Origin of the sequence: Solibacillus sp. FSL K6-1554, from assembly GCF_038005185.1 — a bacterium.
Lineage (GTDB): Bacteria > Bacillota > Bacilli > Bacillales_A > Planococcaceae > Solibacillus > Solibacillus silvestris.
Map to the genome: position 1 here is coordinate 3,023,618 of NZ_JBBOSS010000001.1, position 25,260 is coordinate 3,048,877.

The window sequence follows — 25,260 nt, forward strand, 5'->3', positions numbered from 1 at the left end:
TATTTACATTTTAAAGTTTTCGAAATAATATAAACAATATATAGTTTGGATATAAACAATCTACTTTTTAGATGAATGGGGTGGAAATAGTGGAATTAAGACAGTTACGTTACTTTGTAGAGGTGGCAGAACGCGAGCATATTTCTGAAGCTGCGGAGCATTTACACGTTGCCCAGTCTGCAATCAGCCGACAAATTGCCAACTTGGAAGAAGAACTTGGAACACCGCTTTTTGAACGAATCGGGCGTAACGTAAAGTTGACGCCAGTTGGGAAGATTTTCTTGGAACATTGTATTACCGCACTCAAGGGAATTGATTTTGCTGCAAAGCAGGTAGAAGAATATTTAGACCCGGCAAAAGGTACGATTAAAATAGGTTTCCCTACAAGTTTGGCAAGCTATGTATTGCCGACCGTCATTTCTGCATTTAAAAAAGAATACCCGGAAATTTCTTTTCATCTACGCCAAGGGTCCTATAAATATTTGATTGATGCAGTCAAAAATCGCGAGCTGAATTTAGCTTTGCTTGGACCATTACCACCAAAAGACGAAGCAATCAATACAACAGTGCTGTTCAGCGAAAACATCCATGCTTTGTTGCCCGCAACACACCCACTAGCGAAAAAAGAATCGATTAACCTTGTTGATTTGCGTCACGATCAATTTGTACTCTTTCCTGAAGGTTATATTTTAAACAAAGTTGCCGTTGATGCATGCCGCTCTGTAGGCTTTATGCCGAATATCACTACCGAGGGAGAAGATATGGATGCATTAAAAGGGCTTGTGGCTGCAGGAATAGGTGTGACACTTTTACCGGAAAGTTCACTCTATGATTCAACACCGCGCATGACCGTCAAAGTGCCGATCACCATACCTAATATAAGACGTACAGTCGGCATTATTGCACCAACATCAAGAGATCTTGCCCCATCCGAACAAGTATTTGTCGACTTTATATCAAATTTTTATTCACGATTAACACGATTCCAATAAAAGGCTTGGATAGAAGTAGAAGTTTCATTGGATATGGAGAAATCCCATTTTAGGAAAGATAATTTTATGAAACGAAAAAACCATTTTCTCCCCAATGGAGAAAATGGTTTTTGGATTATTTTTATTCGCCTGAAACTGGTACTACAGAGCCGCCCCACTCTTCGACGATAAAGTCTTGAACTTCTTTCGAGCGTAATGCATCTACTAATGCTTTAATTTCTTTTGAATCTTCATCGCCAGATTTTACTGCAATGATATTTACATAAGGTGATTCACTAGACTCGATTGCGATTGAATCTTCCAATGGATTAATGCCGTTATCGATTGCGAAGTTTGAGTTGATCAATACCGCATCCCCTTCTTCATTTTCGTACATTTGCACTAATAATTCAGCCGCAGTGTTTGCATCGAATTCGAAGTTTTTCGGATTATCTACGATGTCTTTTATCTCTGCTTTTGTTTTATCAATACCTTCTGCTAATGTAATTAAACCTTGTGCTTCAAGTAATGAAAGCATACGTCCATGGTCTGCCACTGAGTTAGAAAGTAAAATCGTTGCACCTTCAGGAAGTTCTTCTAAAGATGAATATTTTTTAGAGTAAATACCGATTGGCTCGATGTGAATACCGCCAGCATTTGCAAAGTCATAATCGAAATCTGCTTTTTGTGCTTCGAAGTATGGAATGTGCTGGAAGAAGTTCGCATCTAGATCACCGTTATCTAAATCTTGGTTTGGAAGTACATAATCTGTATAAGGTTCGATTTCAAGCTCAATACCTTGTTCCTCTAATATCGGTTTAACTTTTTCAAGGATAACTGCGTGTGGTGTATTCGATGCACCAACTACTAATTTTTCATCTTCTCCTCCACATGCTGCTAATGCAAGTACTGAAGCTCCTAAAATAACGCTTGATAATAACTTTTTCATTTGTTTTACCTACCCTTTTTTATTAGTTTGTTTTCGGCCCATCGAAACTTTTTCTATATTCTGATTATTTTTCGTATAGACGCGCACTTTTATAAAAGTTTGCGTCCATATTGTTTCGATGCACCAATATTTATAATTACGGCCTTACGAGCCACTAACTATCGTTTGTCCACTCTTGCTGTGATGAAATCCCCAATATATTGAATGATGAATACGACTACTAAAATCAATACAGTTGCCATTAAAGTCACATCTGTTCGGTTACGCTGGAAACCATCAAGGAATGCCAGGTTTCCTAAACCACCCGCACCAATGATACCGGCCATTGCTGTATACCCTACTAAAGCGACAGCTGTAACAGTAATACCTGAAATTAATGCCGGTAAGCTTTCCGGAATCAGCACTTTCCAAATAATCGTAGAAGTTTTCGCTCCCATTGAGCGAGCCGCTTCTATAACACCTTTATCAATCTCTCTTAATGCAATTAACACCATGCGCGCATAAAACGGTGCTGCACCGATAATAAGCGCAGGTAATGCTGCATTGGCACCACGGATGGTTCCAAGTAAAAACTTCGTAAATGGAATTAATAAAATGATCAAGACGATAAATGGAATCGAGCGGAAAATATTCACGAATGACCCTGTCAAAAAGTGTACAATTTTATTTGCCCATAATTGATTGTCGCTCGTTAAGAATAAGACAATACCAATTAGAAGTCCTAGTATAAATGTGATGACTGTCGCAACAGCCGTCATATAAATTGTTTCATATGTTGCTTCGAGCATTTTACCCCAATCTACGTTCGGAAATAATTGATTAAACATGCTCAATCACCTCCGCCTGAATTTCTTGCTTCGCTAAAAAGCTTAATGCTTCCGCGACTGCTTTTGGCTCGCCATCGATATGAATAAACAATGTACCAAACGAACCGCCCGTTGTATTTGAGATTTTGCCATGCACTATATTAACAACTACGTCAAATTGCTTAATCATTTGTGAGATGACAGGCTGTTCTGTCGTTGCCGCTGCAAATGTTAATTTAGCGATTTTGCCTTCTGGATAATTGGCTAAAATCTGTTCCAGTGATGCTTGCGTTTCTTGTGTTTCACCAGAAGCTTGCGACACGAAGTTTTTCGTAATCGGTGCTTGCGGATGTTGGAACACTTGTAATACATCTCCCTGTTCCACTACTTTTCCGGCTTCCATAACAGCTACTCTGTTACAGATTTTACGGATAACATGCATTTCATGTGTAATGAGTACAATTGTAAGTCCGATGTTTTTATTAATATCAAGCAACAATTCCAAAATTGAATCCGTTGTTTCAGGATCAAGTGCTGAAGTCGCTTCATCACATAAAAGCACTTCCGGATTGTTTGCCAACGCACGGGCAATGCCAACACGCTGCTTTTGACCGCCTGAAAGTTGAGAAGGATACGCTTTCCCTCTTCCTTTTAAACCAACAAGTTCAATTAACTCTTCTACTCGTTTTTCACGATCAGCTTTTGAAACACCTGCTATTTCAAGTGGAAATGCGATGTTTTCTTCAACGGTACGTGACCAAAGTAAATTGAAGTGCTGGAAAATCATACTTATTTTTTGACGTGCTTCTCGTAATTTAGCCCCGGAAGCTTTTGCAATATCCTGACCACCTACAATGACAGAACCTGTCGTTGGCTTTTCCAAACCGTTCAATAGGCGAATCATTGTACTTTTACCGGCACCACTGTAGCCGATAATACCGTATATTTCTCCTTTGTTGATCGATAGGCTTACATTATCAACTGCCGTAAGCTTACCATTTTTCGTGTTATACACTTTTGTAATATTTTGTATATCAATCATCGGTTGTACTCCTTCTAAATTGAAATAACCTTCCTGCTATTTCAAAATCATGTTCTTTTTTTCATCCAAAACATCCGCTGAATGAAAAAAACCTTTCTACCAAGACAAGTAGAAAGGTTTCACATACATTTATACGGTAAACCGTTCTCTCATCTTTCAAAGTTTACACTTTGTGTGAATTGGCACCTTTGCGTAATCGCTGGTTGCCGGGCTTCATAGGGCACTTCCCTCCACCTCTCTTTATAAGAGCAACGTTATTAAGTTTTATTATTATGAATGTTACTTTATCACGACAAAGTGACTACGTCAATTACTTTTTTAATATTTCATACAAAAACGGTACGGATTTAAATGCATAAATTTTATTCGTTAGTTCTCCGTTGTCTGAAACGATTAAACAAGGTACACTTTCAATTTTCAGTTCATAAGGTAAATCCCCTAAATAATTGATATTTGCCATACCAAGCGGGAGATCTGGTAGTAATTTCTCAATTACTTCCAACATTTTTTCCGATACTTCACATGTGCCGCACATAGGCGTATATAGGAAAAATGCTGTCTGATCATATTGTTGTACGTTTTGTTCCCATTGCTGTTTCGTCCATTGTTCCATTATACTGTCATCCTTCTTTTACTAAAAATTTTGCCCGTAGTAAAATATCCCTTAAGATTTTAGTAGGTGTTTTTTCTACTTCAAAATATTCGTGAGGTATGATTAGCTGTTGTGCTTCAGGATATGCACGGTTCATCAGTTTACGTAACTTTTCACCGTTTTTATCTGCATCAAACATAGTGATAATTTCATCTTGCTCATAACCTTCCAATAAATCAATCAAATTGACTTCGCTTATTGTGCCATTTGTACAAATAATTGTCACGTCCTCTGCTAAAATCGGGATTAATCTCAACTTATCGGCACGTCCTTCGACAACAAGGCATTTTCCCATACGTACACGCTTCCTTTCAAAGTCACCTTTATGTATAGAATAACAAAAAAACACTAAAACCTTACTATAGAAGGCTTTAGTGTTTCATATTATTGTTCGATTAATGCAGTGTAAGCATCTGCGTCTAATAATTCTTCAACTTCCGCTTCACTTGTTAACTCAACAGTAACCATCCATGCATTTCCGTATGGAGATTCATTAACGTATTCTGGGTTGTCCAGTAATTCTTCGTTAATTGCAACTACTTTACCAGAAAGTGGTGCATATAGTTCAGAAACTGTTTTTACAGACTCTACACTACCGAATGGCTGATCCTTTGAAATCTCATCGCCTACTTCAGGTAATTCTACGAATACGATATCACCTAATTCAGATTGTGCGAAATCCGTAATACCGATTGTTGCCTTACCGTCTTCAATTTTTACCCACTCATGCTCTTTTGAATAACGTAATTCTTTTGGTGTGCTCATTCGAAAACCTCCATGTTATATGTAGTACATTCAAGTTCATTTTGCCATATTTCGTTCGGAAATACAATGTGAATAACTGTTTATTTCCAAGTTTCTAAGAAGTCAGACTCCTTAAATCCTAAAGTTAATTTTTTTCCATCTGTTACGATCGGTCGCTTAATTAACATACCATCTGATGCCAATAGCTCTAATTGCTCATCCTCGGACATTGTCGCTAATTTATCTTTAAGACCTAATTCCCGATATTTCATACCAGACGTATTGAAGAATTTCTTTAATGGCACTCCACTTGCTTCATAAATTGCTTTAATCTCCTCTTTAGATGGTGTCTGTTCTACGATATGAATATTTTCATAGTCCACACCTTGCTCATCTAGCCACTTTTGCGCTTTTTTACACGTTGTACATTTTGGATATTGAATGAATTTCACTGTCATGTAAGTACTCCTTTTGCCCTGGATTTTCCTATATTGTAACGGATATAGAAGGACAAATCAAAAATGTGTTCGTATTATTGGCGTTTTTATGAATATGGGTTTTATTAGAATATTTGTGTCGATATTAGAACATGCTGGTCGTATTTTAGAAGAATGGTTTCGTTTATTTGAAACTTTGGCGATCATATTAGAAGAAAGGAAACTTATATTAGAACTTCCGAGATATATTAGATCATGTAAAATATATTAGAACATTTTACATTATATTAGAACAACATAGAAAAATCGGGTGCAGTGTCATGCACCCGACTATAGTATTTTATTAAACTACATACTTTTCTGCTTCAATTAATTTCACTGAAGCTTCACGTTTTTTCGGAATTAAGTTGTAAGGATTGTTGCGCGTTAATTTACGTAAAGCCGATAAAATCATACGTGCATCGTCACCTTCAACAGAAGCGATTAATGTTTCTTTTGCTTCTTTTTCGATTTCTGCGAATGCTTCCTGACAGAAAATTTGAGTGTAAAGGATTTTTTGTGCTGCTTTTTCTTCTCCGTCACGCTCGATTGCTTTTTGTGTACGGATTACTGCAGATTCCATTGCGTATAATTGGTTCGCAATGTTCGCGATGTTCACTAACAGCTCCTGCTCGGCATCCAGTTTTGCACCGTAGCGTTGTGCTGCTGCACCTGCTGCAAGTACTGCAATCTTCTTCGCATTTTTCACTAAATATTTCTCTTGCTCTAAAGCACCTTGGCCGATTTCTTCAGGCATAAGCATTAATAGCTCGTTTTGCAGTTCTTGTGCTACTTGTAATAGTGGTAATTCACCTTTTAATGCTTTTTTCATAAATGTGCCCGGTACGATCATACGGTTAATTTCGTTTGTACCTTCGAAAATACGGTTAATACGAGAGTCGCGGTAAATGCGTTCTACTTCGTACTCAGCCATAAATCCGTAACCACCGTGTAACTGAACCGCTTCATCCGCTACGAAATCCAGTGTTTCAGAACCGAATACTTTTGCGATTGAGCACTCAATAGCATACTCAGCGATTGCTGCTGCAATTGATTTGCCGTCTTTTTGCTCTTCATCAGATAACTGGCTTAAACGGTCTTCGAAGTAGCCAACTGTACGATAGTTTAAAGATTCTGATGCATAAATGTGAGAAGCCATTGATGCGATTTTTTCTTTCGTTAAGTTGAAATCCGATAATTTCGTTTTGAACTGTTGGCGTTGGTTTGTATAAGCAACTGCTAATTCAAATGCACGTTTTGATGCACCTACAGTACCTACTCCTAATTTATAACGCCCGATATTTAAAATGTTGAATGCGATAATATGACCGCGGCCTACTTCACCTAATAAGTTTTCTACAGGCACTTCTGCATCTTCTAAAATTAATGTACGAGTAGAAGATGATTTAATCCCCATTTTCTTCTCTTCCGGACCTACAGAAACTCCTGGGAATGAACGCTCAACGATGAATGCAGTAAATTTATCGCCATCGATTTTTGCGTATACAACGAATACATCCGCAAAGCCTGCATTTGTAATCCATTGTTTTTCACCATTTAATACGTAATGTGTACCCGCTTCATTTAATTTAGCAGTTGTTTTTGCGCCTAATGCATCCGAACCTGAACCTGGCTCTGTTAATGCGTATGCTGCGATTAAGGCACCTGAAGCTAACTTCGGTAAATACTTCGTTTTTTGCTCATGGTTACCGAATAATACGATTGGTAATGAACCGATCCCTACATGGGCACCGTGCGTGATTGAGAAACCGCCAGCCGGTGACATTTTTTCTGCGATTAATGCAGAAGAAATTTTGTCTAAGCCTAGGCCTTCATATTCTTCAGGTACGTCAGCTGCCAGTAAACCTAAATCACCTGCTGTTTTTAATAGACGTACCGAGTGTTCGAACTCATGGTGCTCTAAGTTTTCAACTACCGGCAATACTTCGTTTGTTACATATTCCTGTGTTGTTTGAGCAATCATCTTTTGCTCATCTGTGAAATCTTCCGGTGTAATTACTCGGTTAATTTCCACGTCCTCGATTAAAAAGCCGCCACCTTTAATAATGCTGTTTGTTGTTTGTGCCATTATAAATTCCTCCCTAGTTTCCTTTGTGATTTATTATTTCCCCAGACAATTAAAGAACTTCAAATACCCCTGCTGCGCCCATTCCGCCGCCGATACACATTGTTACAACACCGTATTTACCGCCGCGGCGTTTTAATTCGTTGATTAACTTCACTGTAAGAATCGCACCTGTTGCACCTAGTGGATGACCTAATGCGATAGCCCCTCCGTTAACATTCACTTTCTCCATATCAATACCAAGCTCACGAACTACTTGGATTGACTGTGATGCGAATGCTTCGTTAATTTCCCACAGGTCTACTTGATCTTGTGTAATTCCTGCAATTTCAAGTGCTTTCGGTACCGCAACGATTGGTCCGATACCCATTACTTCAGGTGGAACTCCGCCGACAGCAAATCCTAAGAATTTTGCCAGTGGCTGCATTCCTTGTTTCTCCGCTTCTTCACGGTCCATCACAAGTACTGCTGCTGCACCGTCAGAAGTTTGAGAAGCATTCCCTGCTGTTACAGATCCTTTTACGTTGAATGCTGGACGTAATTTTGCCAACGTTTCTACCGATGTACCTGGACGAACCCCTTCATCTGTATCAAAAATTGTAACTTTTTCTTTTAACTGATTGTTTTCATCGACATAATACTCCGTCACTTCAACTGGAACGATTTCGTCTTTGAATTTACCTTCTTTAATTGCTTTTTCAGCCAATTCATGCGAACGCACTGCAAAAGCATCCTGCTCTTCACGTGTCACATTATAACGATTCGCTACTTCTTCAGCTGTGTGACCCATACCGATATAGTATTGTGGTGCTTCTTCAGCAATTTTTGGGTTTAGACGAACTGTATTACCAGTCATCGGAATCATACTCATCGACTCTGTACCACCCGCAACGATTGCTTTTGCATGGCCAAGCATAATGCGCTCTGCTGCATAGGCAATTGTTTGTAGCCCTGATGAACAGAAACGGTTAACTGTTAATGCTGGTGTTTCATCCGGTAACCCAGCCAATGCCCCAACTAAGCGGGCAACATTCATCCCTTGTTCTGCTTCTGGCATTGCACATCCCATAATTAAATCATCAACCGGACCTTCATAGCCCGCACGTTTTAATGCTTCTTTTACTACTACTGCACCAAAATCATCTGGACGAGTGTTCGCAAGTGATCCTTTTTTCGCACGTCCGATTGGTGTTCGTGCTCCTGCAACGATAACGGCTTCACGCATAATGATGTTTCCCCCTTGTGATTAGCCAGCAAGTAAACTCGTAAGCTAGTTGCCGGCAAAATATTTCAACTAATACAACGTTTTAAAATAAAGTCTGTCGCTTTTTGCAATCACGGACTTCTATTAGTTACGTAACGGCTTCCCTTTTACAAGCATGTGCTGCATACGCATTTGTGATTTCTGATCTGCAACCAGTTCTAGGAATGCTTGTTTTTCCAGGTTTAATAAGTACTCTTCCGACACTTCTGTTCCGTATGGTACTTTTCCGCCTGCGATTACATAGGCAAGTTTTTTCGCGATTTTCAAGTCATGTTCTGTAATAAAGCCTGAATCGAACATTCCTTGAGCCCCTAATAGCAATGTTGCATAACCTGGTGCACCTACTACTTTCACCGGTTTTTTCACTGGTGCTGTATAGCCTGCATCCGCAAGTGCAAGTGCTGCTTGTTTTGCATCATAGATTAAGTGATCCGGATTTACCGAAATACCATCCGCAAAGTCCAGGAAATTATTTTCACGTGCTTCTTCACCAGAAGTCGAAACTTTTGCCATTGCAATTGTTTCGAATACTTTATTTGCGATTTGCTGATAGTCTACATCCACGCCATTTGGCAAGCCTTTAATGAACTTTTGGTAAAGACCTAAGTTACCGCCGCCACCTGGGATTAATCCAACGCCTACTTCTACAAGACCCATATACGTTTCAGCTGATGCTTGAATGTGTGCAGCCGGTAAACATACTTCCGCTCCGCCACCTAATGCCATTTGGAAAGGTGCCGCAACAACCGGTTTTGTTGAATATTTAATACGGCGCATTGCTTGCTGGAATGACTTAATAACAAAGTCCAATTCAAAAATATTATCATCTTGTGCTTCCATTAAAATCATCGCAAGGTTGGCACCGACACAGAAGTTTTTACCTTGGTTCCCGATTACAAGGCCTTTAAAGTTTTTCTCAACTTCATCAATGGCATAGTTGATCATTTGTACAATGTCTAAACCGATTGCATTTGATTTTGAGTGGAATTCAAGTAATGCGATTCCATCCCCTAAATCAATTAGGCTTGCACCTGAATTTGATTTAATAACACCATGTTTTTTCTTGTAACGTTTTAAGTCAATCGCTTTTTCATTTACAGGCACTTTCACATATTCCGAACCGTTATAGTAGGCTAAATCACCATCAATTTCAGAATAGAATGTTTTCAGGCCTTTCTCTAATAATCCATTTACGAATTCAGGAATTTCACGGCCTTCTTCTTTCATTTTAGAGACTGATTTTTCTACGCCGATTGCATCCCACATTTCAAATGGACCTTGAGCCCAGCCGAAGCCCCATTTCATTGCATTGTCAATTGCAACGATGTCATCAGCAATTTCACCTACTAATTTTCCTGAGTAAATTAATGTCGGTGCAAATGAATTCCATAATAGTTCCCCAACTCGGTCATTTGCATAAATTAAAACTTTTAATTTACCTCCTGGACCTTTTGCTTGTTTTACCATTTCTAATGATGGTGCTACAAGTTTCGTAGTCGGTTCATATTCAAATGTTGATAAATTCAATTGTAGAATTTCTTTCCCAACTTTTTTGAAGAAACCTTGGCCCGATTTAGCGCCAATCCAACCATTTGAGATCATTTTCTTTAAAATAGGAGATTCTTCAAATACTGCCTGTTCTTCACCGGTTGTCTGGTCATATACATTTGTTGCAACATGTGCAAAAGTATCAAGACCAACAACATCCAATGTACGGAATGTCGCAGATTTTGGACGACCGATTAGTGGGCCTGTTACCGAATCTACTTCACCTACTGAATAGTTACGTGCAATCATTTCGTTCATTGTCACAATTAAACCGTATGTTCCGATTCTGTTTGCGATAAAGTTCGGTGTGTCTTTTGCGATAACAACACCTTTTCCTAATACATCTTCGCCGAACGTTTGCATAAAGCTCACAACTTCCGGTTTTGTTGTATTAGCCGGAATGATTTCCAGTAATTTCAAATAGCGTGGCGGGTTGAAGAAATGTGTACCAAGGAAATGCCCTTGGAAATCTTCTGAACGCCCTTCCGCCATTGCGTTAATGCTAACCCCTGATGTATTTGATGAAATGATTGTGCCTGGTTTACGTACAGCATCAATCTTTTCAAATAAGCCTTTTTTGATATCTAATCTTTCTACAATTACCTCAATAATCCAGTCAACATCCTTCAGTTTTTCTAAATCATCGTCAAAGTTACCTGGTGTAATTAATGCTAGATTTTTTTTCGATGAAAGTGGTGCTGGTTTTTGCTTTAGTAATTTTTGCATTGCAGAAATTGCAAAACGGTTTTTTACAGGTTTTGAATCAAGTGTTAACCCCTTAGCTTCTTCTTCCTTTGTTAATTCGCCCGGAGCGATGTCTAATAACAATGTAGGAATCCCGATATTCGCCAAATGTGCTGCAATTCCTGAACCCATTACCCCTGAACCTAAAACCGCTACTTTTTCAATTTTGTAAGACACGAGCACTTCCCCCTTCTCCCTTGAATGAACAGTCATTCATTTTGAAATCAAAAAAAAACTTCAAACAGCTTTTCTGTTCTTAGTGTAGATTATTTTGACAATTTACGCAATAATTTTCTCGCAATTTTAAATAAATTTATTATTCTTATATTTTTATTGCTAGATGGTACATATATTAAGTTAAATTACTTTTCGTAAGCTGTCCAAATCGTGTACAATGGGCGTAAGGAGCGTGATTAATATGCAAGAAATTACAACAATTGAACAATTCACAGAACTAACTAGCAAGGAAAAACCAGTAATCGTGAAATTCTTTGCTGGCTGGTGCCCGGACTGCACACGTATGGATATGTTTATCGATCCAATTATTGAAGAGTACAATCAATATGACTGGTATTCAATCAACCGTGATAACTTCCCGGATTTAGCGGAGAAGTATCAAGTAATGGGTATTCCATCATTACTAATCTTCAAAAATGGTGAAAAATTAGCACACTTACATAGCGCTAATGCAAAAACACCTGCACAAGTGGAAGAATTTTTAAACGCACAAGCATAATATGTATTACGAATAAATCCAAAAGTTTACCACTTTTGGATTTATTTTTTATTTTTCATAAGCTAAAGCGCTAGTCATAATGCGGTTTTTTAATTACAATTGATTACGTGAAATTTTATTGTAAGAAAGGAAAATTTATGACTTCAGATCAACGAAAAAAACTTGCTTTACTTATGCTTAACATGTTCATTGCAGTTGGGAGTTTCGGGATTATCATTCCAATTATTCCTGCCTATTTAAAAGAAATCGGGCAAGGTGGAACAGCTGCAGGTTTAATCATTGCGATTTTTGCATTCGCGCAATTTTTAGTATCACCTATCGGGGGAAAATGGACGGATAAGTATGGTCGTCGCCCGCTCATTAATATCGGACTGCTTACTTTAGCTATTTCGATGTTTATTTTTTACTTCGCAGATTCCATTTGGCTGCTTTATTTATCACGTGCTATCGGAGGAATTGGCTGTGCATTCCTGATTCCTGCAATTTTTGCATATGTAGCAGATATTACAACGATGGATCAACGCGCAAAAGGTAATAGTTTTATTTCAGCCTCGATGTCACTTGGTATTGTAATCGGTCCTGGTATCGGCGGCTTTTTAGCGGATTTCGGACTTAAAACACCGCTTCTTGTTTCAGCGGTAGTCGGATTGCTTGCGTTTATCGTATCTTATTTTACTTTGGCGGAGAGCCAGGAAGAGAAAGTCGAAATTCTTCAAGACGAAAACTCTTCAATGATGAAAGATATTCTTTTATCTGTTAAAAAGCCATTCTTTATTCCACTGGTTATTACGCTGATCATGAGTTTCGGTTTAATGTCTTATGAAACCGTTCTTGGACTTTATGTAGATGATAAATTTGGTGCAACACCACAGGAAATAGCCTTCATGGTAACATCAACAGGATTAGTCGGTGTTATTATGCAATTATTTGTAGTTGACCGCCTTGTAAAAGCGATTGGCGAAGTAAATGTATTAAAATTATTTTTAGTCGTTACCGCTTCTGGCTTCTTCCTGTCGATTATCGCAGGAAGCTATACGATGTTCTTTGCGATTTCGTTATTAATATTCCTTGCGACATCAATTTTGCGTCCTGTATTAACGACATTAATTTCAAAAATGGCCGGGAATGAACAAGGGTTTGCAATGGGTATGAACAATGCCTATATGAGCATAGGAAATATTATTGGTCCTCTTCTTGCAGGCGCGTTATATGACATCGATATCCTATACCCGTTTATCGCAGGATTAATCATATTAATTTTCACTATTATTCTAACATTTATGTGGAAAGGTATTAAGATCCAAAAAGCATCATTAAAAGGAGGTCATTAATCGTGAAAATTATTGTATTCGGAGCAACAGGTGGCGTTGGACAGCATTTTGTTGAAATGGCTGTCGCCGCTGGTCATACTGTTACCGCATTTGTACGTACACCTGAAAAATTGAAAACTACAGATGTAACGATTGTTCAAGGTGATGCATTTAATGCAGAACAAGTGGCAGATGCGATTATCGGTCATGATGCGGTCATTTCATGTTTAGGTTCAAGTACTGGCATGAAAAAATCAAATGAGCTTGAAACGATGGGCAAAAACATTGCAGACGGTATGGAGAAAGCCGGTGTAGAACGTCTAGTATATTGCGCTTCAGCTGGAGTAGACGGAGAAATTCCAGGTGTGATGGGCAAACTGATGATGAAAATGCTCGCGAATCCATTAGCAGATCACCGAGCAGCGCTTAACTATTACAAAACTAAAGACATTTCGTACACAATCGCACGTCCAATGGGCTTAAAAGATGAACCGTTAAAAACTGATTATAAAGAAGCAATCGATACGGTTCCAAAAGGTTCAAGCTCGATTCCAAGAGCTTGCGTGGCCCATTTTATGGTGAAAGCATTGGCTGATGCACAATACGAAAACAAATCAGTTGGTTTGTGCAGCTAAATTTAAACAGACGAAAACTACCCCGAATGGTCGAGGTAGTTTTCGTTTTTTCATTGTTTATAATTTTCTATTCCGGATAATAATCATCAAAATTAACAGGTACGGTATATTCAATCCCTTTTTCATCTTTCAATATGCGCGGAGCCGTTCGGGTTAATGTCCAGCTAAAGCCATTATCACCCGTAATGAAATATTGATCGTCCTTCGTTTTAATTTGGATGTTTGTGTAGGTTTCCTCGATTAATTCTCCAGAAAGTGAATTGCCTCGATAATGGATTGTATTATCATTAAAAATATATATGAGCTGGTCATTATATCGATTGGCAATTGACATATCAGTAAAATGTTCTGGTTTCGCTTCAAGCATACCAATCCTACGGTAGTCTAGTAAAACATCTTTTGCAGTAAATTGGTAATAAGTAGAAGTTTGTTTTGAGTCTTCAACATACTCAACTAATAAGTGGGTACCCATTCTTTCTGCATGATAAAATACCTGTGGGTTTGTGAGTTCTGAATGTTCAAATATATCTGCATATAGGAGATGCCCTTGTTCAATTGTAATGACTTTCGGCGTGCTACCACTCATAAACAGTACAGGTTCGTCATGAAAATCATCGGCAAATGTCATTACGTTTGTACCTTCAAGCTGCCCTATTACAATTTGGTAATCCCCTGTTTTATTTCGATAAATATACATTGTTTCATTTGTTTTACTATCGATAATATAAAACTGATCATTAGTACCGGTAATCATCACTGTCGGTTGATCACTTGCAACATTTAAGTCTAGACGTTTTCCTTCCGGTGTTTCAAATACTCGCCAAGTTCCCTCTTCCGTTGGGATTTGATACAATATATGATCATTTACCTGTTTAACTTCTGCTCCAGCTAAATTCAATTCCATATTTTCTAAAACCGGAGCATATGGTGCTTCTTTATATTCCAGCAAAAACTCTTTTGGCAATTCGATATTTTCAGTGTAAAGAACCATCGATTGCGTAATATCCAATTCAATCATTTCGGATTCTTTATTAATGACGAGCTCATCTAAATAGTCAATGTCATTCGCTTGAAGCTTCAGAAAAAGGGTGATTGATTTTTCAGTATCAATTGTTTTAATCACTTCAACAGGATTATCGAATTCAAATATAGAATAACGTTTGTAAGCCTGTTCACTGTTAACCGGAGATAACTTTGCTAATGCTTTTTTATCTTCCTGAATAATCGCTTCGTAAAAATCAGCAACTAACTGTTGATTATTCTCCTCCAAGTATGTAGATTCGATTTCAACAGCCTGTATAGTTTGATTCGGAGTAAAATACAGCACCGCACCAACCGCAAGCATTAACAGAACAACTAAGGCTGGCTGCAAAAATGGCAGCGGTTTTTTACGTTGCTTTTTTTTCATTACTTTTTGTACAAATGCTTCATCCATCAACGGTTCGCTGCCAATTGTTTCATCAATTGCTTGCTTCACTTGAGAATTCGCCATGCCATTCACCACCTTTTAATTGATCTCTTAACTTTTCACGTCCACGCCTAAGTCTCGTTTTCACGGTATTGTCCGAAACCGAGAGTAAATGTGCAATTTCATCGATGTTCAGTTCCTTGTAGTAATATAAAATTATAATTTCACGGTACTTAACCGGAAGCTCGAGAACTACTCTTCCCAGCAATTGATTTTCGCTTCTCTCAAGCACATACTGCTCTGCAGATTTGGTTCCTTTAAAAATATCCTGAATTTTATTTGTTAAAATGGTATTTTTGTAGCTCCAGCTGCGTAAATAATCATAACTACGATTGATTGTCATTCGATATAAATACGTCCGGTAACTCGCATCGCCACGAAATTGTCCACGCTGCTCATATGCTTTTAACAGTACATCCTGTACAATATCTTCTGCCATTTCTTTATTTTTCACATATGTATAGGATAGTCGAAGTAATTCCTCGCCATGTGTTCTTATAAACTCTTCAAGCTGCATTTTCTTCCCCCCTCTTCTCCAAATGCCAACAGTTAGACGGAGCTGTTTTATTTTTAGTTTCAACTTTAAATGTTTATTTTTTTTGAATGTGGGTATTAAACTACTTTATAACAATTTGGAGGTTTTTAGTATGCGAGTATTATTAAATGTAAATGGCAGGTCACAATATAGTTCGGATATCCGGCCTGAATATCAAAACTCGGCATGCGGCCCAACGACTGCACATGTTATTTTAAATTACTTATGTGAAGATGAAACAATCCGCACGAAAGATGTAAATGAACTTTATAAATTTTTAGGTGGTACAAAAATCGGACTTTTTAAATGGCGGATGATCAGAAACTTACGTCGACTACTCGGAGATGACTGGTGTATTGAAGAATGTACATTAACTCAGGCGATTGAGCAATTACGCTTAGGTAATCCGGTAGCGATGAAATTTGATGTGTATTTTACCGGGCAGTTCTTAAAAAATTATACCCCTCTCTATAAATACCACTGGGTACCGTTAATTGGCTATGAAATAAAAGACAATGAACTTTACTTAACGATTCATGATAATGGCGGCCGCAATCGAGACAGCCAGATCCGAACTTTTAAATATGATGACAACCGCAAAATATTAAGCTTTGTGAAAATCGAAAAGGAAAAGCATTAGCATTCGCTAATGCTTTTTCTATTTGAATAAATGATAAGCTAATTGGCTATTACTGTAAATAAAACTGCGAGGATATATTATGAAATCAGTGAGATCTATAAGTCTCTTACATATTATCTTTTTAACAATGACATTCATCGGGTTAAAAAACCATGTCACGATTATTCCATCCTTACTAAATGGAGCAGGTCGTGATGCTTGGTTTTCTGTTATTTTTTCAATATTTTTGATGATTCCCTGGTTAGTTCTTCCTTTTATCACATTAAAAAAACTTAAAGAAGAATCTCTTCGTATGTATTTACTAAACAATTACCCTAAGCTGGGTAAAGTGCTTATTTTTATCATTGGTTTTTACTTACTTCTCATGGCCGTTATTACAATGCATGAAACACTACAATGGGTTTCAACAACCTTTTTGCTGCAAACGCCGCCATTGCTTTTGTTTTTCTTTTTTACGGTTGTATGCTTTTTACTGGCAACATCCTCCATATTAACGATTACGATGGTCAATGTTGTCGTCTTGTTTGGTGTTGTCGTCCTTGGCTTCTTTATCGCCTTTGTTAATATTCAAGTGAAAGATTATGCATTGCTGCAGCCATTTTTCGAGCATGGATTTACACCGGTTTTCACATCTATGGTATACCCTGCTTCCGGCTTTATTGAGCTTTATTTGCTCGTATTTATTCAGCAGCACTTTAAATCAAAGCTTAAATTTCGGCATTTATTAATAATGCTCTTTATACTATTTGGATTAACACTAGGTCCCTTATTGGGGGCAATTGCCGAATTCGGACCAACTGAGGCTGCTAAACAGCGCTACCCCGCATTTGAAGAATGGCGAATTGCCACAATCGGAAGCTTTATAAACCATATTGATTTCTTTTCTATTTACCAGTGGCTTACAGGAGCATTTGTCCGTATTGGTTTTATATTATTTATAGCAGTCGAGCTATTAGGGCTCACTGGTCAAAAGAAGAAAGTTTGGGAATATATTTTTCCGCTCTTTGTTTTTTGCTCACTGCCTCTTTATTTACTCGATGACAGTATATTTAGCAAATGGAAGGGGCAATATTTTCTAATAAGTACTACGTTATTCTTTTTCGTACTTTCAATTATTCTCTTTATATTAGTAAATCGAAAAACAAAGCGAAAGTTGGAATATAATGATTGAATACGCTGCCTTAAAAAAGCAATTTGATAATTGTGCTGATATTCGCTTTCAAACATTTGACTTCCCTGCAAGCAACGTTATGCTCATCACCTGTGAAGCGATGACAGATAATCATTTATTCAATGAAGTAGTCGTACCCCGATTAAGAATGGCATGCCAACAAAAGGAACAATTTGATGAGGCAGTTTTAATACAGAAATTGCATCTTCCGCAGCTACTGAAAATTGAAGATTTGCAAGAAGCTGTTACGAATGTATTTAGCGGATTTGTTCTTATTTATATCGAGAATTTAAATATACTGTTATGCAGCAATATTGAAAACAAGCCTAATCGAAGCCCTGAGGAATCAAACTTAGAAGTAACTATTAAAGGTCCACGTGATAACTTCATTGAAGACTTAGGTGTAAATATTGCTCTTATCCGCAAACGTCTGCCTACGAATTCATTAAGTGTTGAGAAGATAACGTTAGGAGCACGCTCAAAAACAAAGTTAGCTATTTTATATTTTAATGACATTGCAGATTTATCTATCTTGAAACAATTAAAAAAACAACTCTCTGAAATCGATACAGATGTTATTTTAAGTGGTGAATTAATAATGGAACGGATGAATAAAATTTCATATTTAATTCCTTTAAATGATTCGACAGGTCGTCCTGATTTTGCGATGCAATCACTCGTTACCGGACGCTTTATCATTTTAGTAGACGGAATTGCATACGCAATTATCACGCCCACCAATATATTGGCATTATTAAAGTCCGGAGAGGATAATGATTTTCCATCCATATTCAGCTCGTTAGAAAGATTATTACGTTTATTCTGCATATTAATAGCACTTTTACTACCGGCTTTTTGGCTTGCGTTAACAACATTCCATCAAGAGCAGCTCCCAATTCAATTACTTGCGACAGTTGTACAAGCCAATACGGGCTCCCCACTGCCTGCAGCTATAGAAATGCTTGGAATGCTTTTTATGTTTGAGTTATTTCGTGAAGCGGGATTACGCTTACCGAGTATTTTAGGTGGAACGATCAGTGTTGTAGGAGGATTAATTATAGGTGATGCAGCCATTCGAGCTGGGATTACAAGTCCGGCAATGATTGTTGTCATAGCCATTTCAACGATTGCTACCTTTACACTTGTCAATCAGTCCTTCGTTACGACGATCAGCATGCTGCGAATTGTATTTATTATTATTACATCGATTTTAGGACTTTTCGGTTTCTTCTTATCAATCTATATTTGCCTTGTTTATATCGCAAATATCCGTGTATTTGGTGTTCCTTATTTAAATATAGCAGTCAATTTGAGCTGGGATAATATAAAAATGACCCTTTTCCGTCCACCAGCAAAATCAAACACTAAACGACCGGAAGTATTAAATGTTAAAGATAAAACAAAGGAAAAAACAAAATGAAAAAATTGCTTTTACTTCCATTGTTACTTTTAGTTGCTGGCTGCTGGGATACAAATCAGCCTGAACGTATGTATTATTTACTTGGCCTGGGAATCGATTATAAAGATGATCAATATGAAATTTATAGTCAAGTTGTTGCTTTTACTAATATTGCTAAAAGCGAACAGCCGAACCCGGAAGCTACGCAGGCTGAAGTTGGGATTGCCAAAGGAAAGACTTTTGATGAAGCATTTTTTAATTTATATCAAACGATGGATGAGCGCTTCTTTTTAGGGCATTTAAACTATGTTCTCTTTTCGGAAAATATCGCAAAGGAAGGTAAAGTAGAACCTGTTATCAATTCCCTTATCCGATACAGGGAATGGAGGTATACAACTTGGGCTTATATTACAGATTCACCACTCAAGGAAGCTTTGCTCATCACACCCATTATCAATAAATCCATAACACTTTCAAAGGTATCCGACCCGCTTAGTTCATTTAATCAGTCATCCCGAGTCCGTCCTATACAATTACGGGAACTTATGATTCATTTTAATGAACCTAGTCATGAAGCCAAAATACCATTTATCGAAATTAGCGAAAACTGGTCAAAGGAAGATGGACCGGATCCAGTCTATTCATTTAAAGGCATAAGCATTATCGGTAAGAACTCTGGTTTAAAAGGGAACTTATTAGGCGACGATTTAAAAGGTGTTCAATGGCTAGAGAATGAAACAGACCGCTCAGATATTACCGTTAAAACGGAAGAGTTTGAAGAGTTATATACAACGACAACCGTTGACGAAGTGCGTTCTAAAATCACACCAATTGTTTCCGAAAATAATGTGCAATTTGATTTACAAGTGCAATTGGTTGTTCAAACAAATGAAATTCTTAATGAAAATAAAATGGATTTATTAAAAAATAAGATTAAGCAGCAAGTAAAAAAAGAAATCGAGCAAACCTATAAAGCTTCATTAGAATTTGATGCCGATATTTACCGGTTAGCTGAGGTATTGTATCGAAAAGATTTGAAAACCTGGAAAAAGTATGAACAAGATGGAAATATTCCTCTTGACGAGTCTACTATTCGGAAAGTGGATGTGGAGCTTGTAAAAGTCAAAGGTGAACGTATCATTTCCCATTAAAAAGAGGTTGTGCAACTGTGCACAACCTCTTTCGCATTTTATTTGTAAATCGAACGAGCATGTTTCGCGATTAAGCGATAGCCTTGCTGTTCAATATGATTAAACAAATCCGGAGCATAAGGGGATAAAGCTAAGTGTTCCAGCTCCACGTCAATCGGTACATCACAATGGATTGTAGCTAATTGATGGGACAAACGTAACATCGCTAAATTTTCGCTGATTTTAATGCGTTGTCCCGGCTTTAATGTCGGCAATGCTTCTAATACGCCATCAATGGAACCGTGATTTTGAATAAGCTGTAATGCTGTTTTCGGACCAATTCCCTTTACACCCGGGTAACCATCACTCGTGTCCCCCATAAACGCTTTCACTTCCGCGAATTGTTTGGGTGCAATGCCATATTCCTCTACAAACCGGCTTTCTGTATACACATCGTACTCTGTATAGCCTTTTTTCGTAAATGCGATTTTTGTAGAAGGGTTAAGTAATTGCAGTAAATCTTTATCTCCGCTAATGACAGTAATTTGGGCATCGTCTTTCCATTTTTTAATCATTGAGCCGATTAAATCATCTGCCTCAAGACCTTGCGTACCAAAGTTTTGCCACCCGATCATTTCAGATACTCTTTTAGCCATATCAAATTGCGGCAACATTTCCTCCGGTGGTGCAGGTCGATTCGCTTTATAGCCATCGTATAGGTCATTGCGGAATGTAACCGCGCCCATATCCCAGCATACAGCTAAATGTGTCGGCTGCATCAGATTTTGTGCTGTCAATACATGACGGGCAAAGCCTTGAACACCATTTGATGGCGTCCCGTCATCTAAACGTATAAATTGATTCATTGCAGCTGACGCAAAAAATGAACGAAACAATAGCGCCATCCCATCAACGATTAATAAATGTGGTTTTGTCATAATAAATCTCCTCTTTCTACTAAACACTTATTATAACAAATGCACCGGTAGAATGTAGCTGTCAATACTTACCCATTCGGTTTCAAGTAGTCGATAATATGATTTACGTCCTTGCTGAAAATACGATCCTCTGTCATGGCAGGCGCTAAGTTGCGAATGTCTTTCCACTTATCATAAAGATTTGGCGACATGTTTGCTACACCCCGGTATTCCACTGCCTGTGCTGCACAAAATGCCTCGATAGCCAATACATTTCTTACATTGGCAATAATCATCCGCGCATGGCGAGATCCTGTCGTCCCCATTGATACGTGGTCTTCCTGATTTGCTGAGGACGGAATGGAGTCGACCGAAGCAGGATGTGCCAAAGTTTTGTTTTCCGATACTAAACTTGCGGCACTGTATTGCAAAATCATTGCACCTGATTCAAGCCCTGGATTCGCGCTTAAAAATGCAGGCAGCCCTTCATTTAACTGCGGGTTTACTAATCGTTCTATCCGTCGTTCTGATACATTGGCCAACTCCGCCATACCAATTTTCAGAAAGTCCATCGCAAACGCAATCGGCTGTCCATGGAAGTTTCCTCCTGAAATGACTAAACCGCCGTCATCAAAAATGAGCGGATTGTCTGTTGCCGCATTCATTTCGATTTCGAGCTTTTCTTTGACATAGTTCAATACTTGCCAGCTTGCCCCATGAATTTGCGGGATGCAGCGAAGCGAATACGGATCCTGCACACGCTTTTCACCTTGATGTGTAATGAGCTTACTGTCCTTCAGCCAATCACGCATACGCTCTGCAACAGCCATTTGTTCCTGCATGCCTCGCGCTTCATGGACAGCTGGATGAAAAGCATCGATAATCCCGTATAAACTTTCCAACGTCATTGCTGCAATCCATTCACTCGCATAAGCCAGTTTCTCCGCTTCCAAGTAATTGACGACCCCTTGTGCAGTCATCGCCTGGGTTCCATTGATTAAAGCAAGGCCTTCTTTCGCCTGCAGCTCAATTTTCGGCAGTCCCCGACGTTCGAATACTTCATGTGACGGGCGCATGACACCATTCACATATACATCGCCTTCTCCAATAACCGCCAATACTAAATGAGAAAGTGGCGCTAAATCTCCGGATGCCCCGAGTGAACCTTGCTGTGGAATAACTGGAATGACCTCTTCATTAATCATCCATAACAAGCGTTCCAGTACTTCCAGTCGAATACCCGATAGCCCTTTTAATAAAGCATTTAATCTTAGCACCATCATCGCTTTTGCAACATGTTCCGAAAAAGGCTCCCCAAACCCGCATGCATGGGAACGAATTAAATTTACTTGCAGTTTGCTTACTTCGTGCTCTGCAATTTTTACATCGCTGAATTTTCCAAATCCCGTGTTAATCCCATATACTGTTTTATCTTGCTGAACAATTCTTTCCACTGCTTCACGGCTTTTAACAACTCGTAACTTCGCTTCTTCAGCTATCTCTATTTTTTCCCCATTATATAAAATGTTTCCCAATTGTTCGATCGATAAATTTTGTCCGTTCAACTGAATCATTTCCCGCACCCCTTTTAAATATTGTTACTCTTAAATTTATTATTGTTTAAATAGCAGTTAATTGCTACTAATATTTCACCCTTAAAATCATAGTTCAGTTGAAAACGCCTGTATTAAAGGCTTTGTGCGTTTTATTTCTAAAAAAATGTTCACCTACTAATACATTAACCTTCTAGTGATTTAGTATTTTATTATAGTAAAGTGCTAAAGCGAAGAAGGATAAAAAGCTTAGAAAGCAGTTGTAATTTAATTGAAAAATAAAACTCTTAGTGAGAAATGGGCAATATAATAAAATTGATTGGAATGGAGGGCGACTCCTACGGGAATAGCACGACGCCTGAGACTACAGGCTCAGGCCGTGCCCATGGAAAGCGTCCAGGAATGGAAATCAATTTTTACGCACAGCAAAAAATGCCATTTTCCTTAAAAAGAAAAATGGCATTTTGGATTATTTTAAGCCTCTACTTTGTTCGCTTCATATCTCGGATTGCTTGAATCGATAATCGCACGAGCAAAATCGCACATAAAAACAAGCCTAAATACGCAGCAGTATTCAAATAAATTGCATAGGCATTATGAATAAATTGCGAGATTGCGAGCAATGCCACCGATATAATCCCAAATGTAATCCCAACCATCAGCAGAACAAACCGTGAAAACAGCTGAGTGACAAACATGGAATTCGCTTTATCAGAAAAAATATCATGATGCAAAATAATTTTCCCGCTCTCCACTTTCCTGAACAGCTGATCAAGACGACGCGGTATTTTCCGTATATTCGGTAATAACAATGCGAGTTCTTCTTCAATTAAGTCTTTCGTCTCGCCCGGATGTTTGAACGGTTTCAATAAGCTTGATTTCAAATAATTATTGGAGAAGTCTTTTACTTCACTGAAAATCCTAAAGCCTGGGCAAATCACAGACAATGTACCATCCAATGTAACAATCGCCCGTAAAGCCACATTGACGGATGGGTAAAAATGGAGTCCAAATTCACGCACTACAGAAAAGATAGAGTACATTAGTTCATCTGTAGGGATTGTCGACACATAATTAATTTTCAACAGGATTTGGCTAATCGCCTGCTCCATTTCATGCCGATTGATTTGTTCGGCATTTTCCACAAGCTGGGCAATACCATCAACAACAAGTGCTGCATCATTTTGATGAATTCCGACTAGGAAATATTTTAACCCTTCCTGCTGCAATTCAGCTAAACGGCCGACAGCCCCATAATCGAGAATTGCGACACGCCCGGTTGTTTCCTCAATATAAATGTTTCCCGGATGTGGATCCGCATGAAAAATTCCGGAAATAAGTGTTTGCTCTAAAAACGAATACAATAATGTTTGTGCAAACTGATGGCGGTCAATGCTCAAATCCGTAAATAATGCATTTCCTACTGTAACGGATTTCCCTTTTATATATTCCATCACCACAACATTTGAATTACTGCATTCTCGGTATACTTTCGGCACTTTCACATCGATACTGCCACGTTCGACAATTTTGGCAACCTGTTCCATGTTGCGAGCCTCAATAATAAAATCAATTTCTTCCTTTAACGCCATGCTGAATCCTTTTGCCAAGTCGTAAAAGCCTAAGTTTTCAGCCCATTGCGATTTACTGGAAATCCATCTGGCAAACTCCATTAAAATCGATAAATCATCCTGCATAATATTTTTGACATCAGGCCGTAAAAACTTCACAACGACAGGTTCGTTCGTTTCCTTTAACACCGCTTTATGTACTTGACCGATTGAAGCGGAGGCTAACGGAGTTTTACTTATATAAGAAAAGATTTGTTGCGTACCTGCATTGAAATTTTCTGCAATTATTTGGTCAACTTGCTGCTCGGTAAGGGGTTTCACATGTTGCTGAAGCTTTTCAAGTTCCTCAATAAAAATGGGAGACAAAAGCTCTTTACGCGTTGACAGTACTTGTCCAAATTTAATAAATACCCCGCCGCACTGTTCCAGCGTATCCCGTAATGCTTTTGCCAGTTCACGTTCATCTTCGCGGGCACGGGCATATTTCATCGTTCTTGTTACCCCGTTCGTTACCGCGATTCCTACAACTTCGCGTAACCGTTTTTGACGCTTCCAATACGTAATAAGTATCTTAAAATAGGAACGTCTGCCGACAGGTGTGCCATTTTCATTCAATTCTATCGAATCAAACAGCTCAAAAAACAGATAAAGCAGCATCGAAATCAGAAGCATACTGCCGAGCCAGATAAGTGTTGTAATGTTGACTACATTCGAAACGATTCCTTGGTCATAATAGTCCGATCCTCGTAAATATGTATACCAAAATACAAATGTCGTAAGGGAAACACTAATTAACACGGATAATATTCTTTTCATCAGACTTATTTGTGAGCCGATTAAACGGCCGCTAATGAAGAAAACAAGCACGGATGCAATAAGTAATTGAAGTATAGCTGATATGAAATCCATTCAA

At 38.3% G+C, this 25,260-nt stretch carries 23 protein-coding genes and 1 riboswitch; of the genes, 8 read left to right on the top strand and 15 right to left on the bottom strand.

Annotation, left to right across the window (positions count from 1 at the left end):
- Window positions 1-89: 89 nt before the first annotated feature.
- Complete coding sequence (locus MHB58_RS15165) at window positions 90-992, top strand: LysR family transcriptional regulator (protein WP_008408676.1); 903 nt, start codon at window positions 90-92, stop codon at window positions 990-992.
- 121 nt (window positions 993-1,113) lie between these two features.
- On the opposite strand, the gene MHB58_RS15170 is transcribed toward MHB58_RS15165, so the two are convergent.
- The 10 genes from MHB58_RS15170 to MHB58_RS15215 form a co-directional block, all read right to left on the bottom strand.
- Window positions 1,114-1,920 (bottom strand): MetQ/NlpA family ABC transporter substrate-binding protein, encoded by an 807-nt coding sequence (locus tag MHB58_RS15170; protein ID WP_014823032.1) that lies wholly within the window; start codon window positions 1,918-1,920, stop codon window positions 1,114-1,116.
- Window positions 1,921-2,078: 158 nt separating this feature from the next.
- Window positions 2,079-2,747, bottom strand: a complete 669-nt coding sequence (locus tag MHB58_RS15175; protein ID WP_008408680.1) for a methionine ABC transporter permease — start codon at window positions 2,745-2,747, stop codon at window positions 2,079-2,081.
- Entirely contained in the window at window positions 2,740-3,768 is a 1,029-nt protein-coding gene (locus MHB58_RS15180; protein WP_008408682.1) for a methionine ABC transporter ATP-binding protein, read from the bottom strand. Before MHB58_RS15180 ends, MHB58_RS15175 begins: the two co-directional genes overlap by 8 nt.
- 146 nt (window positions 3,769-3,914) lie before the next feature.
- Window positions 3,915-4,017, bottom strand: a riboswitch (SAM riboswitch).
- Window positions 4,018-4,078: 61 nt separating this feature from the next.
- The gene (locus MHB58_RS15185; protein WP_065216306.1) at window positions 4,079-4,381 is read right to left on the bottom strand and encodes a thioredoxin family protein; all 303 of its coding nucleotides are present in this window, start codon (window positions 4,379-4,381) and stop codon (window positions 4,079-4,081) included.
- A gap of 7 nt (window positions 4,382-4,388) precedes the next feature.
- Window positions 4,389-4,715, bottom strand: coding sequence for a toprim domain-containing protein (locus MHB58_RS15190; RefSeq protein ID WP_340735486.1), 327 nt, complete (start codon window positions 4,713-4,715; stop codon window positions 4,389-4,391).
- An 89-nt stretch (window positions 4,716-4,804) separates the two neighbouring features.
- A complete protein-coding gene (gene gcvH, locus MHB58_RS15195) occupies window positions 4,805-5,185 on the bottom strand; it encodes a glycine cleavage system protein GcvH (protein WP_008408686.1) in 381 nt (126 codons plus the stop codon).
- A gap of 80 nt (window positions 5,186-5,265) precedes the next feature.
- Window positions 5,266-5,622 carry an arsenate reductase family protein gene (locus tag MHB58_RS15200; RefSeq protein ID WP_008408689.1) on the bottom strand — a complete coding sequence of 119 codons (357 nt, stop codon included), beginning with the start codon at window positions 5,620-5,622 and terminating at the stop codon, window positions 5,266-5,268.
- Between the two features lie 322 nt (window positions 5,623-5,944).
- Complete coding sequence (locus MHB58_RS15205) at window positions 5,945-7,729, bottom strand: acyl-CoA dehydrogenase family protein (RefSeq protein WP_065216926.1); 1,785 nt, start codon at window positions 7,727-7,729, stop codon at window positions 5,945-5,947.
- A 49-nt stretch (window positions 7,730-7,778) separates the two neighbouring features.
- On the bottom strand, window positions 7,779-8,951 hold the full coding sequence (locus tag MHB58_RS15210) for an acetyl-CoA C-acetyltransferase (RefSeq protein ID WP_008408694.1): 1,173 nt from the start codon (window positions 8,949-8,951) through the stop codon (window positions 7,779-7,781).
- A gap of 123 nt (window positions 8,952-9,074) precedes the next feature.
- Entirely contained in the window at window positions 9,075-11,459 is a 2,385-nt protein-coding gene (locus MHB58_RS15215; protein ID WP_340735487.1) for a 3-hydroxyacyl-CoA dehydrogenase/enoyl-CoA hydratase family protein, read from the bottom strand.
- 241 nt (window positions 11,460-11,700) lie between these two features.
- Here MHB58_RS15215 and MHB58_RS15220 point away from each other — a divergent pair, with 241 nt between their 5' ends.
- The 3 genes from MHB58_RS15220 to MHB58_RS15230 all read left to right on the top strand — a co-directional run bounded on the left by MHB58_RS15220 (window position 11,701) and on the right by MHB58_RS15230 (window position 13,963).
- Window positions 11,701-12,018: a thioredoxin family protein gene (locus tag MHB58_RS15220; protein ID WP_014823025.1), complete on the top strand. Its 318-nt coding sequence runs from the start codon at window positions 11,701-11,703 to the stop codon at window positions 12,016-12,018.
- Window positions 12,019-12,155: 137 nt separating this feature from the next.
- Window positions 12,156-13,349, top strand: coding sequence for an MFS transporter (locus MHB58_RS15225; RefSeq protein ID WP_065216924.1), 1,194 nt, complete (start codon window positions 12,156-12,158; stop codon window positions 13,347-13,349).
- Between the two features lie 2 nt (window positions 13,350-13,351).
- A complete protein-coding gene (locus MHB58_RS15230) occupies window positions 13,352-13,963 on the top strand; it encodes an NAD(P)-dependent oxidoreductase (protein ID WP_065216923.1) in 612 nt (203 codons plus the stop codon).
- 67 nt (window positions 13,964-14,030) lie between these two features.
- On the opposite strand, the gene MHB58_RS15235 is transcribed toward MHB58_RS15230, so the two are convergent.
- Together MHB58_RS15235 and MHB58_RS15240 are read right to left on the bottom strand one after the other, a co-directional pair.
- Window positions 14,031-15,455 (bottom strand): hypothetical protein, encoded by a 1,425-nt coding sequence (locus tag MHB58_RS15235; RefSeq protein ID WP_340735488.1) that lies wholly within the window; start codon window positions 15,453-15,455, stop codon window positions 14,031-14,033.
- Entirely contained in the window at window positions 15,424-15,948 is a 525-nt protein-coding gene (locus tag MHB58_RS15240; RefSeq protein ID WP_340735489.1) for a sigma-70 family RNA polymerase sigma factor, read from the bottom strand. The genes MHB58_RS15235 and MHB58_RS15240 overlap by 32 nt, the downstream gene beginning before the upstream one ends.
- A gap of 130 nt (window positions 15,949-16,078) precedes the next feature.
- On the opposite strand from MHB58_RS15240, the gene MHB58_RS15245 reads away from it, so the two are divergent.
- The 4 genes from MHB58_RS15245 to MHB58_RS15260 all read left to right on the top strand — a co-directional run bounded on the left by MHB58_RS15245 (window position 16,079) and on the right by MHB58_RS15260 (window position 20,327).
- On the top strand, window positions 16,079-16,606 hold the full coding sequence (locus MHB58_RS15245; protein WP_340735490.1) for a C39 family peptidase: 528 nt from the start codon (window positions 16,079-16,081) through the stop codon (window positions 16,604-16,606).
- A 79-nt stretch (window positions 16,607-16,685) separates the two neighbouring features.
- The gene (locus MHB58_RS15250) at window positions 16,686-17,777 is read left to right on the top strand and encodes an endospore germination permease (protein WP_340735491.1); all 1,092 of its coding nucleotides are present in this window, start codon (window positions 16,686-16,688) and stop codon (window positions 17,775-17,777) included.
- Window positions 17,770-19,197 carry a spore germination protein gene (locus MHB58_RS15255; protein ID WP_340735492.1) on the top strand — a complete coding sequence of 476 codons (1,428 nt, stop codon included), beginning with the start codon at window positions 17,770-17,772 and terminating at the stop codon, window positions 19,195-19,197. Before MHB58_RS15250 ends, MHB58_RS15255 begins: the two co-directional genes overlap by 8 nt.
- A complete protein-coding gene (locus MHB58_RS15260) occupies window positions 19,194-20,327 on the top strand; it encodes a Ger(x)C family spore germination protein (RefSeq protein ID WP_065216919.1) in 1,134 nt (377 codons plus the stop codon). The genes MHB58_RS15255 and MHB58_RS15260 overlap by 4 nt, the downstream gene beginning before the upstream one ends.
- A 38-nt stretch (window positions 20,328-20,365) precedes the next feature.
- Here MHB58_RS15260 and MHB58_RS15265 read toward each other — a convergent pair whose 3' ends face one another.
- From MHB58_RS15265 to MHB58_RS15275, 3 genes are all read right to left on the bottom strand, one after another.
- Window positions 20,366-21,244 carry a 5'-3' exonuclease gene (locus MHB58_RS15265; RefSeq protein WP_065216918.1) on the bottom strand — a complete coding sequence of 293 codons (879 nt, stop codon included), beginning with the start codon at window positions 21,242-21,244 and terminating at the stop codon, window positions 20,366-20,368.
- A 68-nt stretch (window positions 21,245-21,312) separates the two neighbouring features.
- Window positions 21,313-22,797, bottom strand: a complete 1,485-nt coding sequence (gene hutH, locus MHB58_RS15270) for a histidine ammonia-lyase (RefSeq protein ID WP_340735493.1) — start codon at window positions 22,795-22,797, stop codon at window positions 21,313-21,315.
- Window positions 22,798-23,258: 461 nt separating this feature from the next.
- A complete protein-coding gene (locus tag MHB58_RS15275) occupies window positions 23,259-25,256 on the bottom strand; it encodes an ABC1 kinase family protein (RefSeq protein WP_340735494.1) in 1,998 nt (665 codons plus the stop codon).
- Window positions 25,257-25,260: the final 4 nt, after the last annotated feature.